The sequence below is a fragment of the Rummeliibacillus pycnus genome (assembly GCF_002884495.1).
Classification (GTDB): Bacteria; Bacillota; Bacilli; order Bacillales_A; family Planococcaceae; genus Rummeliibacillus; species Rummeliibacillus pycnus.
Genome location: NZ_KZ614145.1, coordinates 518,592 through 534,538 on the forward strand (window position 1 = coordinate 518,592; position 15,947 = coordinate 534,538).

Consider the following 15,947-nt stretch of genomic DNA (forward strand, 5'->3'; position numbering starts at 1 on the left):
GAAATATCTATAAAATGGTATATCTTATAAATGTTAGAAAGTATATCTTAATTTATACCTTTTTCTTCATAATGAGAAAATAGAACAAATACTTATAAAAAGGAGAATGTTATTGAAGAGAAAAATAATTTCATCCATATTAATTACTACTTTTTTAACTGGATGCGATACACATCCAATAGTCCAACCCGAAGGTAAAGTTGTTGTAGATAATAAAAATTATACAATGATTGGAAGTGATTACTCATGGAAAGAAAATAAAGTGGAAGTAAATACATTAAGTTCTCCAGATATAAATGAATTAGCGGATCAATTCCAAACAATAGAAGTAAAAAAAGGAGATACAATAAAACTTGAAATTGAAAGAAATCCTTCTGCCATAACAGCTATTAAATATAATGAAGATGGTACAAGTGAAAATGTTGAAATTAAAGATAATAAAATAACCATGCCACAGGGGGATGGATATTATATTTATAAACTTAAAACAACATGGGATAAGGGAAAAGAAACTTTTGTATTTGACGTTACGGTAAATTAAACATAAAGTGACCTAAAAGATAGGTGCGTGACTTTCGTAATTTGAGCTTTTTTAAACTTTTAATTTAAAGGAGTAATTATTATTTATGAAAAGAAGAGATTTTTTAATTTTAGCTTGGTTCATTTCGATAGTTTTAATCGTGATGTGTTGCGCTATGATTTTTATTTGTTTTGAATTAGTTAAATTTAATGATACTTTCCAAACATTAAAACATAATTTTGATAGTTTAAGTAGTTCCCTTATGAATAAGTAGATTGGGAGAGTTGAATTTGAAAAAAGTATTAGTATCAATAAGTAGCATGATTATTTGTTGTAGTCTTTTTAAAAAGAAGAATTAATCTGGATTACGTCGATTGCACTTGATTTTGACATAATTCCTCCCATTAAGAAGGTATGTTCTGCATCTACCGAAAATTCATCAAATACATTTCTTAAAGTAACTTGCTCCGCTATCAGTACATGAAAAACCTGCAATGTATTTACAAAATAACATTATAGATTTCGCCAGTTTAATTCAAGCGGAAATCTACTTTGATTTATATATATGTAGTTAAGAAAATTAGTAGTTTTCTTGTTTAACTAAAAGGATGCTTCGATTAAAGAAACTTGATTCAAAATTAACCCCTCAACCTAATGTGGAAGAGGGGATTTTTTATTACATTCGTTTTTTAATAACATGAACACCAATGTCAATTATGGCTCCAACAACCCTAACAGTTAACATATAAATCACAAATGAAGATATAGTACCCATTATGGTTGCACCGCCTTTCCAGATGCTTCAAGGATTTTTAACAATAATGGTGACATCTGGATCAACACATAACCCAATCCGGCATTCATCATTAAACCATAAGCCTTTTCCTTTTGACCTAACATAATGAAGAAACAAGCCCCGACAAGTATTACAGATGCAATAGGTAGTGCAAGTGCCACCAGAATATCAATGATTGGGTCCATAATTGTTGCGAATGTACTTAATGCCATTTGTCCGTTTAATTCTCCAGCTTTTTCTGTAAAGGCGTTAACAGGGATAGTGTTAACCATCGTATGAGTTACTCCACCCACACTATCTACATTGCTTACAACTTCTTTTACAGGTGATTCAGCAATTCTTTGTAGACTATTCCAAGCAACTAATCCAATACTAGCTACAGTTGGTACGCACATTGCTATTGCTAGACTTTTCTTAGTAGCGTACTTTTCTTGTTCACTGTAATCTGTCCATTCTGATTCAGGCACAACCTCAACTTTATTCCTCTTAAAAAACATTTACATACCTCCTTATTGTTTAATTTCATCATAGGTAAATACTTGCACTACTGGCAAACCTTCACACGCTTCTTTCAACTGCATCCTTCTTAATTCAGTAGTAGTGACCCATACCAGAGTAGGGAAGTGACTAAGTTTTTCAGCGAGTAAACCATTATTTAATAACTCTTCATAGCGTTTAACCTTTGCACGATTTTCAGACATTGATTGTAAATTATCCACTTCTAAAAAGTGTGTAGTATGTATACGAGAGTACATAGCATCTACAATTACGGACGTATCTCCATCACTAACCTTGATTTCGTTTTTCCAATCACTAGGGCAACTATTGTAAAAGTAAAACTCATTCCTCATGATATAATGCTGTACATTGCTACTTTTCTTGCGTACCTTTTCACACCCTACATATTCTCGACCTAGCTTACTTAAATAATAAATCGATTGTTTGCCATCTTTAATCGACATTAAATAATCTGATAGATTACTCAATACTCTATTTGCATTTCTTTTTTTACCTAATCCAAAATAATAACGTAGTTGGTCACGTGTCAAAAAATCAAACTTCTTCAAAAGTAACAGTATCGATTCTTGCCTTTGTGATAACTGTTTCATTTTTAATAACATCATGAACCTCCTCTTGTTCAATAACTCGAATATGAGGTTTAATTGTTTCCTCTATATTGTTTGAGGTGATCATAGGAGTTTGAACAATCTCTCGTTTATCAGCTGCTTGATAAATAGCTCTACCTCTAATTTGTGGAAGGAGTTCAGCTCCAGTTTCATCAAGCACCACACGACTAGCAATTTGCGATTGAACTCTAAATGAAAGTTTTGCATCTGAATTTTGTTTAACCTGCCTTGGGATTACATCTCCAGTTGGATATTGTGTAGCTACAATTAATCTAAAACCTAATCCGGCACCAATACGCGATATTTGCGACATGATTCTTTGACATTCTTGTTTAAGTTTCTTTTCGTCTGATGTAACAGCTTCACTAGGATTAAGTTCTCCTACTTCATCCACAATGATAAAATAACGTTCTTTTATTCCAGCTTGTTGCACATTCTTCTTACCTTTTGCTTTGATTTTTTGTTGTATATCTATCATACGTTCATAAGCAATTTTTAACGTTTCAAGAGCTTCCTCTGGCTCATATGCAATCGATTCAGTTTGCTTAATACATTCATAATCGCAAAGTTCCACACCACCTTTTAAATCAATGAGAAACAATTTCAAATTATCTGGTTCACTCTGCAATAAGCTGTTGATAATACAATTAATAAAATTACTTTTTCCGTATCGTGTAGCCCCTCCTAAAGTTAAATGAGGGATTTTTTCAAAGTCATGATATTTTAAAGCGTTTTTATCACGAATTATACCCACTAGTACTTTCCATTGTGTTCCTGGCTGATAAGGTATCTGTTTTGGCAAAGGCTCATTGTAAACTCGAACAATTAATAAACCGTCAAAGTCCAATTCAATTTCTTTTGATTCAGCTAGTTTTTTCTTCCAAAGTGATCTAAGTGAGTTTACAACCCCATCATTAAAATTAAGTGAGTTTAAATCATTGAATGTGATTCGCTTACTTCTGTTTTTTAATCCATCTGCAATAGCATTTTGCTTAGAAAGGTAATCATCAAAACTTCTTCCTAAAGGAATTCGATACTTATACTCCCATCCCCAATCATGTTGCTTTTTTGAGACAAGTTGAGTAGTTAAAGTGTCTTTCCCATCCTTCACATTTAAACCGCTCAAAGAAATAATCCGTTGAATTTTTCCACTATCGTTTTCAGTTAAATTTTGTTTCTTCAAAAAAGCTTTTAACGCAATTCCACCAAATAAAGTTGTTGTTACAAATTCAAAGATCATTCAACATCTCCTTTCAAATGATTTACGCCACGGTTGATATCTTACAAAGTAAGAGTTGCAGCAAATGGGAATGTCTAAAAATGATGATGAAGTATTGAAAATAAAGGATTTTTAATATGCCCAGTAGAAGTAGTCGGGGAGCATTTGCATAGGTAGTAGAGTGAGTAGATGGGTGGGTAGTTGCCTTGGTAGTATTAATGTATTGCACTTAACGTAAGAAAATATCTTGTCCAATAAAAAAATGTTGCATTTAAGATAAAAATAAGAGGGGAGAATGTGGATGAACAATCGGGAAATCAATATAAAATTGTACCAGCTATTAATTGAACATAAAATGACGTATCAAGATCTCGCAGATAAAACAGGATTGTCCACTCGTACAATTTCTACCTTAGTAAATAATAAAATGGAACGAATACCGAAATCAGCATTAACAAAAATTGCGGATGTATTTGAATTAGATGATATACGTGATCTAATCAACTTCAAAAATGAATAACTTGTAAAAAGAGCATTCTAGAGCATTCTTCTATAAAGAGAAAATTTGAATAATTGTTTGGAATAAGCTAGAGAATTACTTGATAAAATATATGGCGATATGAAGATAAGCGATTAGATTATGCTTTTGATGTATATAAGGTTGTAAAAGATGCTTTAGATGCATAGATAAAAAGGTATTTAACGATGAAAAAAGAATATGTTATTTGGAAAATAATCACTTAAAGGGGAAATTTGAATGGATAATAGGTTCAATGTTTTCGTAAATGATAATGCAGATTACTATGAGAGAAAATGGAGAAAAAAATATAGTTGGAACTGGGCTGCATTTTTCTTAGGTTATTTTTGGCTTGGATATAGAAGGATGTATCGAGTTTTGTTGTCAATTGTAGTAATTCAAATGGTAATTGGATTACTATTTTCACAAGCAAATAGTGATGCTTATGATAATATCATAAGATTTATAACTTTTATTACAGGGATATTCTTGGGGGTATATGGAAATAAATTATATAAAAATAAAGCTGAAAAAACGATTGTACATGTTGGAAATTTTAAATTAAATGAACAAGATGAGCTTAGAGAAATCGAGCAACGCGGAGGGACTAGTATTGGTGGAATATTCTTAGCTATAGGAATAATGTTCGCTTCAGCGATAATTGAAGTTATGATTATTGCTTCTATTTTGAACTTATAGATGGATTGTTTCAATTTAAAAATGTGGAGTTATGGTGGTTGATTTAAGAGTGCAAAATAGACTAAGTTAGATTTATGGTGCGTATGACCAATGGCATGAAAAGCCTAATCGCAAAAATACTTGAATTAACAGTCGGTTTCAAAAAAGAATAGCTTGTACATAAAAAAGACCGTTCTTCCACAATTGGATAGAGCGGTTTTTAACTGTCATTTTCCTACCTGATTAATAAGTAAAATCTGCTTGAACTTGAAATATTCTTAAGGACATGCCCTACTAAGAAGTATTATTTAAGAAAATTGTTTTTTTTATATCAGATTTTCAAGCGTACTTACTTAAAGAGTTATAAAATATCTTAATTAAATATTTTAATTTTCTATATATGTATTATTTGTAATAAATTCAACATATAGTTAAAAATAACTACTATGTTTAGAAGGAGATGAATTCGTATTCAACAATTTAAGTCATTATATTTTTTGTTATCCATTCTATCATTATCATTGTTCTTATTTGCTTGTAATTCAGAAGGTCTTGAAGATGATACTATTCCAGTGTCAAAAGATAGTACATCTCAAGATTCACAGGGTTCAAATCAATCCTTAGATGACACTACAACTGAATCAAATAAAGACTTAACAAACTATCCAGAGGGGGTTCAAAGTGGTACAATCTCACCTGAATTTTATGATGAGGTAGCAAAGTTTGTAGAAACTGAGCTTGGTGATTACTCTAAACAAATTGCTGAGGAAATGGATAAATATAAAAATAACTCAGCTTATTTCTCAGATCAAAAGGAAAAGGATTATTTATATCAATTAGCAAACAAAGCAAATAACAATCTTTTAACTATCTATTTTCATCCTAAATCAACAGAAGATAAAATGCTTTATGATGCACTAATGGAATACAGAAGTAGTAGAACAAAAGCATATGAGAAATTAAAACAATTTGCAGAAGGTAAAGACAACGCAGGAATAGCTTTATATAAATTGGAATCACGAACTACTTACGAGAAGCTAAATGAAGTTACTAAACTAATTATGGAATTTAAACTGAATGATTTGAAATAGTTTTTGTTGAAAATTGATTTTTGCGGATAATCAAATAATTAAAACTATGGTGGGCAAAATTGATAAAGATAAAAATAAGATTGTATTACGTATAAATGGAGGAGTTTATAAATGAATAATATTGAACAACAAAGAAATGAGAATAGTAACAATAATCATGGCTCCCAATCTAGTGATAATGAAGCAAAATATAATTGGGGAATTGGGTCGGGAATTTTAGGATTGATGATTTCATTAGGGATGGGTTTTTATAAAATGTTCGTTTATACAAATAACAATGATGAAGATTCATATATAAGTGATGCTACTGATAGTGTAAATGCTTATGTAGGTGGTGATGCATACAATTATATTATTAATGCTTCATATTCAACAGGATATTTTATACTAGCATTAGTTAGTATGGTTTTTCTTTGTACAATGCTAATTCTAAAACGATTAGATAAATAAATAATATTTTATTGATTGAGAAACCTATTTAGTTAATCTATTTTAAGTAGTAATTTATATTAAAAGTTTGCTTTTAAAAAGCTTATTTGGTAATATACTTGCATAAGTATGGAACTAGTGACTAACCAACCATACAACATATAACCAATAAACTTATCAATTTTAAAGTTATTTTAAGCCATTTTATTAGGTCAACTTATTTCCTCCGTGAGGCGATTCAAATGGTCTATTTGGACGTAGAACTGCTTGGATCAATCACAAAGGTGTTATACCCAGACATTGCAAAAAAATTCGATACAACGCCTTCTAGAGTGGAACGTGCGATTCGCCATGCCATCGAAGTCGCATGGAACCGTGGAAACTATGAATCTATCTCGAAAATGTTTGGCTACACAGTCCATCATCTAAAATCAAAACCAACAAATTCTGAGTTCATCGCCATGATTGCTGATAAGATTCGTATTGAAATGGTTGCGGTTTAAGCTTGATTTAACGCGGTTTTTCACGTAGGCTTCACGCACTTATACCCGATAAACTTATTATATATAGCAATAAATACAATATTATCGTATACGCTTAATTTTACAATTTATCTGTTGTAGGAGGAGGCGTTTTTTTATTGTGAAAATGACTGATTTTGAATCAGATATTGACATGAACAGACGGTTAGATTATTTGCACGCTATATGGAAGAAAAGTACGAAATTACGGATTCCAAGAAAGTAGGAGTATTTTCTTCGGGTTGTAGGTAGTTTCCCTTTATGATAACGCTATGTTTTTTTTGTTTTAATTCCTTTTTTCTTAGCATTATTATATAGCTGAGCTTCTGTTTTTTCTTTTTCTGAGGTTTTGGTTTCGACTTTGGTTTAAAGATTGGAAATAGTCCTTTTACCTCTGCACTAGTATTATTAATAGTAAGAGAAAGAGAGAGCATTTCCTTTTCTTTTTTATGTACGGGGGCACAGATGTTAAAAAGATTGCTAATGCAATTATTCATCCAAGGACCTTTATAAAGAGGGGAAATTAAATACAAGAAGGTTACTATGGGAAAAGTGGTAAAGCTGATGCAGACATACATTATACAAATCACGGTAACCCTAAAAAGCATCCTAAAGTACCTCATCGACATAAATGGGGATATGATTCTAAATGGAAATGGGCACCTGGTAAGGGATACTTAAAACAATTAAAGGAAAGAGGTGAAAAAAGTGAACGAAAAAGAGTGGAAAGAATTTAAAAAAGGAATAGTAGATGAAGAACAAGAATTAAACTTTTTTTATAAATCTGAAGAATGGTGGATAAGCCGACTATATGGAGAAGAAAAAAGTTATTTATTAACACGTTCTAAAGATTCACATACGCAAGAATTTCGAACAGCAGATGAATTATTTGCGAATGGGATTATTAATGGAAAAAAATTTATTGAAAGAGTACCTGATTTAGAATGGTGATTAATATAATACTAGATATAATCAAAAAGAAGTAATATACTAGTTTGGATAAATTCTAGTTACTGCCTTGCGGTAAGACTTAGATGGATGATACTACACTGGATTAATCTTAGAATATGTAGTACCGTTCATCTTTTCTATTTTTATATAGCGAGGAGAGGATAAATAAATAAAGAGAAGAAACGATAGAGTAGAACAAAACGTGTTTAATTTAATGATGTCTAAAGCAAAAAATGATAGAGAAAAAGAAGGCTTTGAACAGATGATTCGTAAGATGTTATGCTTACGAAAATACGAGAGATTAGATTGACAAATATTTAATGTTCCAAAAATTGTTACGCCTATTAAATATATAATGTAGTACAATAGTTTTGAGTCACGACATAGACTCGGTCTGTTCAAAAGGGGAGGTCAATTTATTTTGACCTTCTCTTTTTTATATCGTTTTCTGGAAAATAATTTATTTTAATGTAATATATAACCGAAAAATTATTTAATAGGAGGTGGACGTATGAAAGATAGTGAGAAGATAATCTATTGTTACAACTGTCAGTCACATACTATCTATTGTAATGTTTAAGTAAGGTATTTGATTATACTTTTAAAATGAATGTTGTTTTAATAATTAAAAAAAGCTCATATAAAGTAAAATAACTTTTATGAGCTTAAAAATATGTCACAATGGATTTTAATCACCAAGAAGTATTATATACTTTCCATCTTGATTTTGAATTTGCTTTAGATAGATAAATCTTTTGCTCAACATTTGCATACATTGCATCAGAGTATTTTTGTGCAACTAGTAAATATTCTTTACCATTCTTTTCATAGTAGGTAATTCTAGGATTTCCAGCGTTATACTCAATCTGTTTTTTCTTATCCCAAGTAATTCCGTACATGATAACATATGCTGGAAAATCTGTTGCATTCCATCCGTATAATGCATTTCCATATTTGTCTTTTTCATATGTAACAAGGTCATATTTATAAAATTTATTAATTAAGGAGTCTGTAAATCCTGCAGATAAAATAGAATGAATTTGTTTTTTTGTATAAGTTTTAGTAAGACTATTTTGTATTTTAATAACTCTATCGATAATTTTCTTTGCAGTATGTTGTGACATCTTTTTATAGTATCTTAAATATTCATTGGAAACATAGCGTTTTTTGTTATTAAAATTAATCTTAGCCCAGCCATTTTTTGTGACTGAATAAACTGTTACTTTAGACTTGTTTTTTAATGAACCAACAATCTTATTTGTTTTACTTGCTCCACTTCTTACATTTAAAACTACTCCCGAAGGAATGTCTACATAAGCAACTTTCGTACTAGCAGCTTGAACATTTGAAGTCGATGTGAATGAAAAAATAATTGGAATTACTAGAATGATGGCTAATAAACTTTTGATTACCTTATTCTTTATCATTATTTTCCTCCTTTATATTTATGGTACAATAATATCATTAGGATGAAATTTTTGTAAATATATAATTACATAGGACTATCGAAAATTATAAGTATAATTATCTATTAACTTTTAGTGTAAAAGTTATGTCTAGGTGTTACCTTGCCTTTTGAATTTAGCATTATATTTTTGAATAGGGGATACAATTCCATAAGTTTGATCTTAGCGGATTAAATTAACTGGTTCCACATACACTCATATAATGTTCTTATGGAAATTTACTTATAAGAATGCTAAAAAGTAAGGGAATCTAAATTAATTCTTTCATTCTTACTATAATTAGTTTAATTTCATATTTTTAGTTTGAATGTAACGTGGTGAAATATTATTTAAATGTATCTATTGATGTGTTTAAAAGAAGGAGACGAATGTATTTTGAACGGAAGAACAATACAAATTTTTTTGCCTTTTGGCTCTCCAAGAGGTATTAAAATAGCTGAAATAACAAATAGAACGGTACAAGCAATATATATTCCAAGAAATCAGTTAGAAGATGCAAAAGAACGTTCAGAAGTAACCAATGTTGGGGTGTATTTTCTTTTCGGACAAGGAGAGGATGATGCATTGCCTAGAGTTTATATTGGGGAAGCAGAAAATTGTTTTGAACGACTTAAACAACATAATCGTGAAAAAGATTTTTGGGAGACAGCGATTGTCTTTGTTACTAATAATAATCAAAATCAGTTTACAAAGACAGATGCAAAGTTTTTAGAACGCTTATCATTTGAAAAAGCTCAAGAAGTAAATCGTTACATACTGAATCAAACTGTACCGGCAAGCTCGTTTGTACCTGAATGGAGACAGGCGGATTTATATGATATTTTTGAAACAATCAAAATACTGTTATCAACTCTTGGATATAGATTATTTGATGAAATGAGAAATACAAAAATTACAGATGATCCTCAAATACAAAAAAATGAAATATTTTATTGTAAAGGTAAGGGACTTAAAGCAATTGGTGAGTATGGTGAAGAAGGTTTTGTTATTTATAAAGGTTCTCAAATGTCAAAGAATACTTCAAATAGTATTCACAATTACCTAATAACAACTAGAGAAGCATTAAAAAATGACAAAATTGTTGAAGAAGATGGCGAAGCATTTATTTTTATAAAAGACTATCCATTTAATTCACCAAGTCAGGCTGCAGCAATTATACTTGGTAGGAATGCTAACGGGTGGATTGAATGGAAAAATATTGATGGATATACTCTTGATCAACTTAAAAGAAAAGGAGTTTAATAATAAAGATACATGCTCTTATTGTCGAACGTTATATTTAGGCATAGTGTATCCTAATCAGTTAAAATAATCCTTTTAAGTCCAAGCTACGTTAGTTAATTCATGATTAAGATATATACTACTTATAATATGAATAAATGTAGTTTATTCAATTGAATTGGCAATTTCAACTAATACTTCAGGTGTGACTATATCTGAAATGCTTTGATCAACCCTTAACATATACTGCCAATTATCTTGTTCAAAAACAAGTGTATTAAAACCACTTCTGTTACTATATGTTGCATTTTCACCATTCTTTAGATCGAAGGTTTTTACTACGTATTTTTCTCTAATGGGTATTTTATGTTTAATCGGCCGAACCCAAATCGTATAGTGATGATTGGTCAATTTCTCATTTAGATATTCCACTTCAAATGAATTATTAATACCATCCTCATACTTGTTAAATCTCCCAAAAGAATGAGTAAAGCTAATCGGAGGTAATTTATATGGCAGCTTTAGCCTTTGGTTATAATGTTGCTCCAATTCATATAGCGCATCTCCAATATTTTGATATCCTATTTCAAGATATAACGTTTCAAAGGGGTGAGATTCATTTGTAATTGCGGTTACCTTTAAAAATGAAAACAAACAGAAAGAACATAAAGAGAATATAAAAACAGAACGTGCAAGAAACTTCATTTTTTACACCTCAAGTTTCGTTTTAAGTGTATTATGCCCATTACCATTCATACTATTAATTGAACGAAACTAAGGGAATCATAGAGGACATTTCCTGATAAATAAAAAGGTTTCTTTTAATAATGGTGAAGTAGTTAATGATGTGTCGCCTAATCAGTATGTAACTAACTTATTTAATAACATGGCATGTATTGTTGAAGAAGGGGGAATTATGAGGAACATCATTTTAATTGTCATTTCTTTCGTATTCTTAGGAACAACTGTAGGTTGTGAAAGTATTGAAAAAAAGGAAAGTTGGACAGTAAGCTCAACTTTTACATTGCCCGTTACCTTTGGCGATGGAACAGAAGGTGAGTATTTGTTGATTGGTAAAGAAGGGAAAGTTGGTTTTTTGGTTGGTTCGGGTAAAAAAGGAGAAGCAGTAGCATTACCGATGATCGCAAACAAAGTTAATAAGTATATGTGGCATTTTTGGGGAGATAAGAATACGCTCAGTGGTGATTTTAAAGTAGTTGGCATTGACGAAAAGGGGAAAGAACATCGCGTATTGATAGTGGGAAATGATAAAGTATGGGGTTACGCTTCTGATGGTTCTATTAGTCCAATTAATGGTGCTGATTCCCATTACCCAGCGAATATGGTATTCCCGACAAGTGGATTATGGAAATTAGCAATTTATTTTAATGAAAAATTGTTTGATGAAATTGTTATAAAAGTTGAAGATAGTTAACAAAAAATATATACCAGGTGATGATATCCAAAAAATTGACTGTAAAGAACAAAGCATTCTTTATGACTAGAAGGGTCACAGTTTAGTAGAACATCTGTGAATTATTTTAGAAAGGAATGATAAAGAAAAATCAGATTCATCAACAATGATGATATTCTAATAAATGATGCACTGATAAGTTTATTGTGGCAACACAACCATTGACTTTGAGGTGTATTTTTTTGAGATTAGAATTAAATTACAGCAAAATTCGAAATCATTTTATAAACGATTTATTATAAAAGTGTATAAATTATACTTTAAAATGAAATTGTAAGAATCTATTGAAGGCAGGTGAAAATTAAACATGAAAGTATTAATAGTAGATGATGAAGAAAAGATTACGACTGTATTAGCCTCTTATTTTGAAAATAATGGGGATAGCACTTATATTGCACATACGGGCCAATCAGCCATTCAAATTGTTGATGAGATACCTCTTGATATGATTATTTTAGATTTAATGCTACCAGACATGGCAGGAGAGGATATTTGTCAATATGTAAAAATAAATTATGACATCCCTGTGATCATGTTAACGGCTAAAATCTCAATTGATGACAAATTAAAGGGATTTGAGATAGGTGCGGATGATTATGTTGTAAAACCGTTTCATCCTAAGGAAATAATTGTGAGAGCAGAGCGATTATTACCTGATACTCATAAAGAGAAAATTATTCAATATGGGCAGCTAGAAATTTACAAAAATGAGAGAAGAATATTATTGAATCATGAACGTATTCAGCTTACGCAGCATGAATTTAATATCTTACTGTTATTGATCGAAAACCCGAAAAAAGTATTTAGTAGGGATGATATTATCAAAAAAGTGTTTGGATTTGATACGGATATAAATCCCCGGGTTGTTGACCAACATATTAAGAATATACGTAAAAAAATTAAGGATAATTATATACAAACTGTTTTCGGCCTAGGATACAAGATGAATGAAAAGGTTGAGGAAAATGAAATTTAACGTCAAAGTTGCATTTATCATAGCGATTTTCACTTTAAGTATGCTTTTAATTATTACGGGGATTTTGCTTTATAAGGGTCATGAGCATTTAATGATGCTTCACATTACAGATTCTAAAGAAGTGATACACCATTTTGATATGGCATTAAGGGAAACTGCCTTTTGGTCTATTGCATTATTACTAATAGTCATATCAATTTCTAGTTTATTAATTGCACGGGCATTGGCAAGACCCATTCAGGAAATGAATAAGTTTGCTCTTTTACTTGTTCGTGGGGATCGTAACTTAAAAATAGAATATACAGTAGATGATCAAATTGGCCAATTAGGTCAATCATTAGTAAAACTCGATGAAACATTAAGAACCTATGAAATACGTAGAAAAGAAATGACACAGGATCTTGCACATGAAATACGAAATCCGCTGGCATCGATTAAAAGTTATTTGAGTGCCTTTGAAGATGGTGTTTGGATGGCTACTCCAGAACGCTTGCAGGCTTGTGTTGAGGAAATTGATCGACTGATAATGCTTGTTGGTGAATTAGATACATTAAATGATATTAATAACCCAACATTTAAAGTTGTGAAAAAAGAACAGTCTATAGCAAATCTAATCGAGAAATCGGTATTAGCGATAGCCAGTGAATTACTTGAAAAAGAAATACAGCTAGAATTGGATTTAGATCAAACAATCTGTGCTAAAGTTGACGAGCTTAGGTTAAATCAAATTCTTCATAATGTTATAAAAAACGCAATGTACCATGTAAAAAAAGAAGGATCTATTTCCATTAAATTGTATAAAGAAAAAAGCTATTTTACGATTCTGATACATGATAATGGAGTAGGAATGGACAAAGAAACAAGTCAAAAACTATTTGATCGAAATTATCGGGGAAAAAATCGCTATGCTGGCAGTGGAATTGGGATGACAATCACCAAAAAACTTGTTGAGGCACATGAAGGTACAATTTCGGTAAAAAGTCATATAAACAAAGGAACAACTTTTTTTATAAAATTCCCACGTTCTACATAATTTCTACACATCTGTTTTGTATGATGATTGCGAAAGGACGTGTAGAAATATGAAGAAAGTAGCGATTGCGAGTATTCTTGTTAGTCTTGGGTTACTTGGAGCTTGTAGTCAAAGTAATGGAGATTCATCCTCTAATCAGAAAATGAATGGGATGAATCATTCTATGAATATGGATGGCATGAATCAATCATCTATGAATATGAGTGGTATGGATCACTCCTCTATGAATATGGGCCACCAATCAATGACAGCATTAAAAAGTAGTCTTGGCAAAAATGAATTAACGTTTCCCCATCTTTTAAAACCAGATCAAAAGAATAACAATTCCATTTCTTATACCATTCGAGCTCAACAAGGTACTTCAGAAATATTTAATGGCATTAAAACAAAAACGTACGGTTATAATGGGAATTTTTTAGGGCCAGTTATTCGAGTAGAAAAAGGAATGAATGTCACCATTCATTTAGTAAACGATTTAAAAGAAGACACAACTTTTCATTGGCATGGACTTGAAATTCCCGGTAACGAAGACGGGGGACCACATAAAGTGTTAAAGCCAGGAGAAACAGAAACCATTCATTTTACAGTTAAGCAAGATGCAGCTACACTCTGGTTTCACCCACATCCAATGCATGAAACTGGAAAACAAGTATTTATGGGCTTAGCAGGATTGCTCTATATCGACGATAAAGAAAGTGAAAAATTGAATATTCCAAAATCCTATGGACAAGACGATTTTCCAATTATTCTGCAAGATAAAACATTTACAAAAGACAAACAACTAGATTATGACAAAGTATTGAATGAAGATGGAACGACAGGTGATACTCTTTTAATTAATGGGGTTGTAGATCCAAAACTAACCGTTGAACGTCAAAAAGTACGTTTACGTATTTTAAATGGTTCGAATATGAGAACTTATAAACTCCATTTTGATAATGATATGGAATTCCAACAAATTGCAAGTGATGGAGGTTTTTTAAATGAGCCTACTAAAACAAAAGAGATTGAAGTTGCACCAGCAGAAAGAGCTGAAGTGATTGTAGACTTAGCAAAAGTGACAGGAAAAGAAGTTTCACTAGTAAATGAAGAAAACAAAACGATTTTGCCGATACATTTAAAAGGAACGAGCGAAAAATCTAATAAAATGATCACACCATTAAATCACCTTAGAATTTCCGATGAAGTGAAGAATAAAAAAGTCACAAAAACAATCAAATTGGCTGGCATGGGGAAAAATGTGACCATTAATAATAAGAAGTTTGACCCAAATCGAATAGATTTTACACAAAAACAAAATGAAACAGAAGTTTGGGAAATAGAAAATGTAAATGACGCAATGGGAGGAATGAACCACCCATTCCACATTCATGGCACACAATTCCAAGTTATATCAATAGATGGTAAAGAGCCACCAGCTAATTTATCAGGGTTAAAAGATACGATTTCGTTAAAACCTGGACAAAAGGCAAAAATTGCTGTTAAGTTTACACAAAAAGGAATCTATATGTTCCATTGCCATATTCTTGAACATGAAGACAATGGCATGATGGGACAAATTAAAGTAGAATAAAAATATACAAAGAAATACAAAGATATAAGCTATTTTGAGTATTCATATTCAAAATAGCTTATTTTTATTTATTACATAAAGCAATCACTTTAATGGTTACTATCAAATAGATAATTTACTATATTAAAATATCGAAATTCTTGGAAATAGTTTAGGGTTATAACATTTTAATGAATCTTTAATGGATATTTAATGCAATTGTTAGTGTATTGTATTTTACAATATCGCTTTTTTTATATAGAATTAATTGTAAAAGAATGTCTCTAATGGAAACGTAGTAATTATGACTATTATCATCGGGTGTTTTGCAAGCGACAAGTATTTTAATTGAATATTTCTAAATAAATCTCTAAAT

Annotated in this window: 17 protein-coding genes and 2 pseudogenes; 13 read left to right on the forward strand and 6 right to left on the reverse strand. The window is 30.9% G+C overall.

Annotation, left to right across the window (positions count from 1 at the left end; translation table 11 throughout):
* Positions 1-112 precede the first annotated feature (112 nt).
* Positions 113-541 (forward strand): hypothetical protein, encoded by a 429-nt coding sequence (locus tag CEF14_RS02620; RefSeq protein WP_102691415.1) that lies wholly within the window; start codon positions 113-115, stop codon positions 539-541.
* Between the two features lie 321 nt (positions 542-862).
* Here CEF14_RS02620 and CEF14_RS18865 read toward each other — a convergent pair whose 3' ends face one another.
* Complete coding sequence (locus CEF14_RS18865; protein WP_170061409.1) at positions 863-1,015, reverse strand: hypothetical protein; 153 nt, start codon at positions 1,013-1,015, stop codon at positions 863-865.
* On the opposite strand from CEF14_RS18865, the pseudogene CEF14_RS19515 reads away from it, so the two are divergent.
* Positions 1,000-1,095: pseudogene (locus tag CEF14_RS19515) on the forward strand (DUF4279 domain-containing protein); the annotation flags it as partial. The gene CEF14_RS18865 and the pseudogene CEF14_RS19515 sit on opposite strands and share 16 nt — an antisense overlap.
* Positions 1,096-1,294: 199 nt before the next feature.
* Here CEF14_RS19515 and CEF14_RS02625 read toward each other — a convergent pair.
* From CEF14_RS02625 to CEF14_RS02635, 3 genes are read right to left on the reverse strand one after another with little or no spacing between them, the layout of a single operon-like run.
* Positions 1,295-1,813, reverse strand: coding sequence for a hypothetical protein (locus CEF14_RS02625; RefSeq protein ID WP_102691416.1), 519 nt, complete (start codon positions 1,811-1,813; stop codon positions 1,295-1,297).
* 12 nt (positions 1,814-1,825) lie between these two features.
* Positions 1,826-2,437 carry a replication-relaxation family protein gene (locus tag CEF14_RS02630; protein WP_102691417.1) on the reverse strand — a complete coding sequence of 204 codons (612 nt, stop codon included), beginning with the start codon at positions 2,435-2,437 and terminating at the stop codon, positions 1,826-1,828.
* Positions 2,370-3,683: an FtsK/SpoIIIE domain-containing protein gene (locus tag CEF14_RS02635; protein ID WP_102691418.1), complete on the reverse strand. Its 1,314-nt coding sequence runs from the start codon at positions 3,681-3,683 to the stop codon at positions 2,370-2,372. Before CEF14_RS02635 ends, CEF14_RS02630 begins: the two co-directional genes overlap by 68 nt.
* Positions 3,684-3,963: 280 nt before the next feature.
* On the opposite strand from CEF14_RS02635, the gene CEF14_RS02640 reads away from it, so the two are divergent.
* The 6 genes and pseudogenes from CEF14_RS02640 to CEF14_RS02670 all read left to right on the forward strand — a co-directional run bounded on the left by CEF14_RS02640 (position 3,964) and on the right by CEF14_RS02670 (position 7,849).
* Entirely contained in the window at positions 3,964-4,182 is a 219-nt protein-coding gene (locus CEF14_RS02640) for a helix-turn-helix domain-containing protein (RefSeq protein WP_102691419.1), read from the forward strand.
* A gap of 237 nt (positions 4,183-4,419) precedes the next feature.
* Positions 4,420-4,878, forward strand: coding sequence for a DUF2628 domain-containing protein (locus tag CEF14_RS02645; protein WP_102691420.1), 459 nt, complete (start codon positions 4,420-4,422; stop codon positions 4,876-4,878).
* A 500-nt stretch (positions 4,879-5,378) separates the two neighbouring features.
* Positions 5,379-5,948: a hypothetical protein gene (locus CEF14_RS02650; protein ID WP_170061410.1), complete on the forward strand. Its 570-nt coding sequence runs from the start codon at positions 5,379-5,381 to the stop codon at positions 5,946-5,948.
* Positions 5,949-6,059: 111 nt separating this feature from the next.
* Positions 6,060-6,398 carry a hypothetical protein gene (locus CEF14_RS02655; RefSeq protein WP_211284551.1) on the forward strand — a complete coding sequence of 113 codons (339 nt, stop codon included), beginning with the start codon at positions 6,060-6,062 and terminating at the stop codon, positions 6,396-6,398.
* 185 nt (positions 6,399-6,583) lie between these two features.
* Positions 6,584-6,880, forward strand: a pseudogene (locus CEF14_RS02660) (sporulation initiation factor Spo0A C-terminal domain-containing protein); the annotation flags it as partial.
* A 726-nt stretch (positions 6,881-7,606) separates the two neighbouring features.
* Entirely contained in the window at positions 7,607-7,849 is a 243-nt protein-coding gene (locus tag CEF14_RS02670) for a hypothetical protein (protein ID WP_102691423.1), read from the forward strand.
* A gap of 692 nt (positions 7,850-8,541) precedes the next feature.
* Here the strand turns inward: CEF14_RS02670 and CEF14_RS02675 are convergent.
* Positions 8,542-9,276, reverse strand: a complete 735-nt coding sequence (locus tag CEF14_RS02675; protein WP_102691424.1) for an SH3 domain-containing protein — start codon at positions 9,274-9,276, stop codon at positions 8,542-8,544.
* 384 nt (positions 9,277-9,660) lie between these two features.
* Here CEF14_RS02675 and CEF14_RS02680 point away from each other — a divergent pair, with 384 nt between their 5' ends.
* Positions 9,661-10,557 carry a GIY-YIG nuclease family protein gene (locus tag CEF14_RS02680; RefSeq protein WP_245890029.1) on the forward strand — a complete coding sequence of 299 codons (897 nt, stop codon included), beginning with the start codon at positions 9,661-9,663 and terminating at the stop codon, positions 10,555-10,557.
* A 144-nt stretch (positions 10,558-10,701) separates the two neighbouring features.
* Here CEF14_RS02680 and CEF14_RS02685 read toward each other — a convergent pair whose 3' ends face one another.
* Positions 10,702-11,241: a hypothetical protein gene (locus tag CEF14_RS02685; RefSeq protein ID WP_102691426.1), complete on the reverse strand. Its 540-nt coding sequence runs from the start codon at positions 11,239-11,241 to the stop codon at positions 10,702-10,704.
* Positions 11,242-11,452: 211 nt separating this feature from the next.
* Here CEF14_RS02685 and CEF14_RS02690 point away from each other — a divergent pair, with 211 nt between their 5' ends.
* The 4 genes from CEF14_RS02690 (at position 11,453) to CEF14_RS02705 (ending at position 15,592) form a co-directional block, all read left to right on the forward strand.
* A complete protein-coding gene (locus tag CEF14_RS02690; RefSeq protein ID WP_170061411.1) occupies positions 11,453-11,971 on the forward strand; it encodes a DUF4871 domain-containing protein in 519 nt (172 codons plus the stop codon).
* A gap of 346 nt (positions 11,972-12,317) precedes the next feature.
* Positions 12,318-12,986 carry a response regulator transcription factor gene (locus CEF14_RS02695; protein WP_102691428.1) on the forward strand — a complete coding sequence of 223 codons (669 nt, stop codon included), beginning with the start codon at positions 12,318-12,320 and terminating at the stop codon, positions 12,984-12,986.
* Positions 12,976-14,019, forward strand: coding sequence for a sensor histidine kinase (locus tag CEF14_RS02700; protein ID WP_170061412.1), 1,044 nt, complete (start codon positions 12,976-12,978; stop codon positions 14,017-14,019). Before CEF14_RS02695 ends, CEF14_RS02700 begins: the two co-directional genes overlap by 11 nt.
* A gap of 142 nt (positions 14,020-14,161) precedes the next feature.
* Complete coding sequence (locus tag CEF14_RS02705; RefSeq protein WP_407690469.1) at positions 14,162-15,592, forward strand: multicopper oxidase family protein; 1,431 nt, start codon at positions 14,162-14,164, stop codon at positions 15,590-15,592.
* The last annotated feature ends 355 nt before the right edge of the window (positions 15,593-15,947 follow it).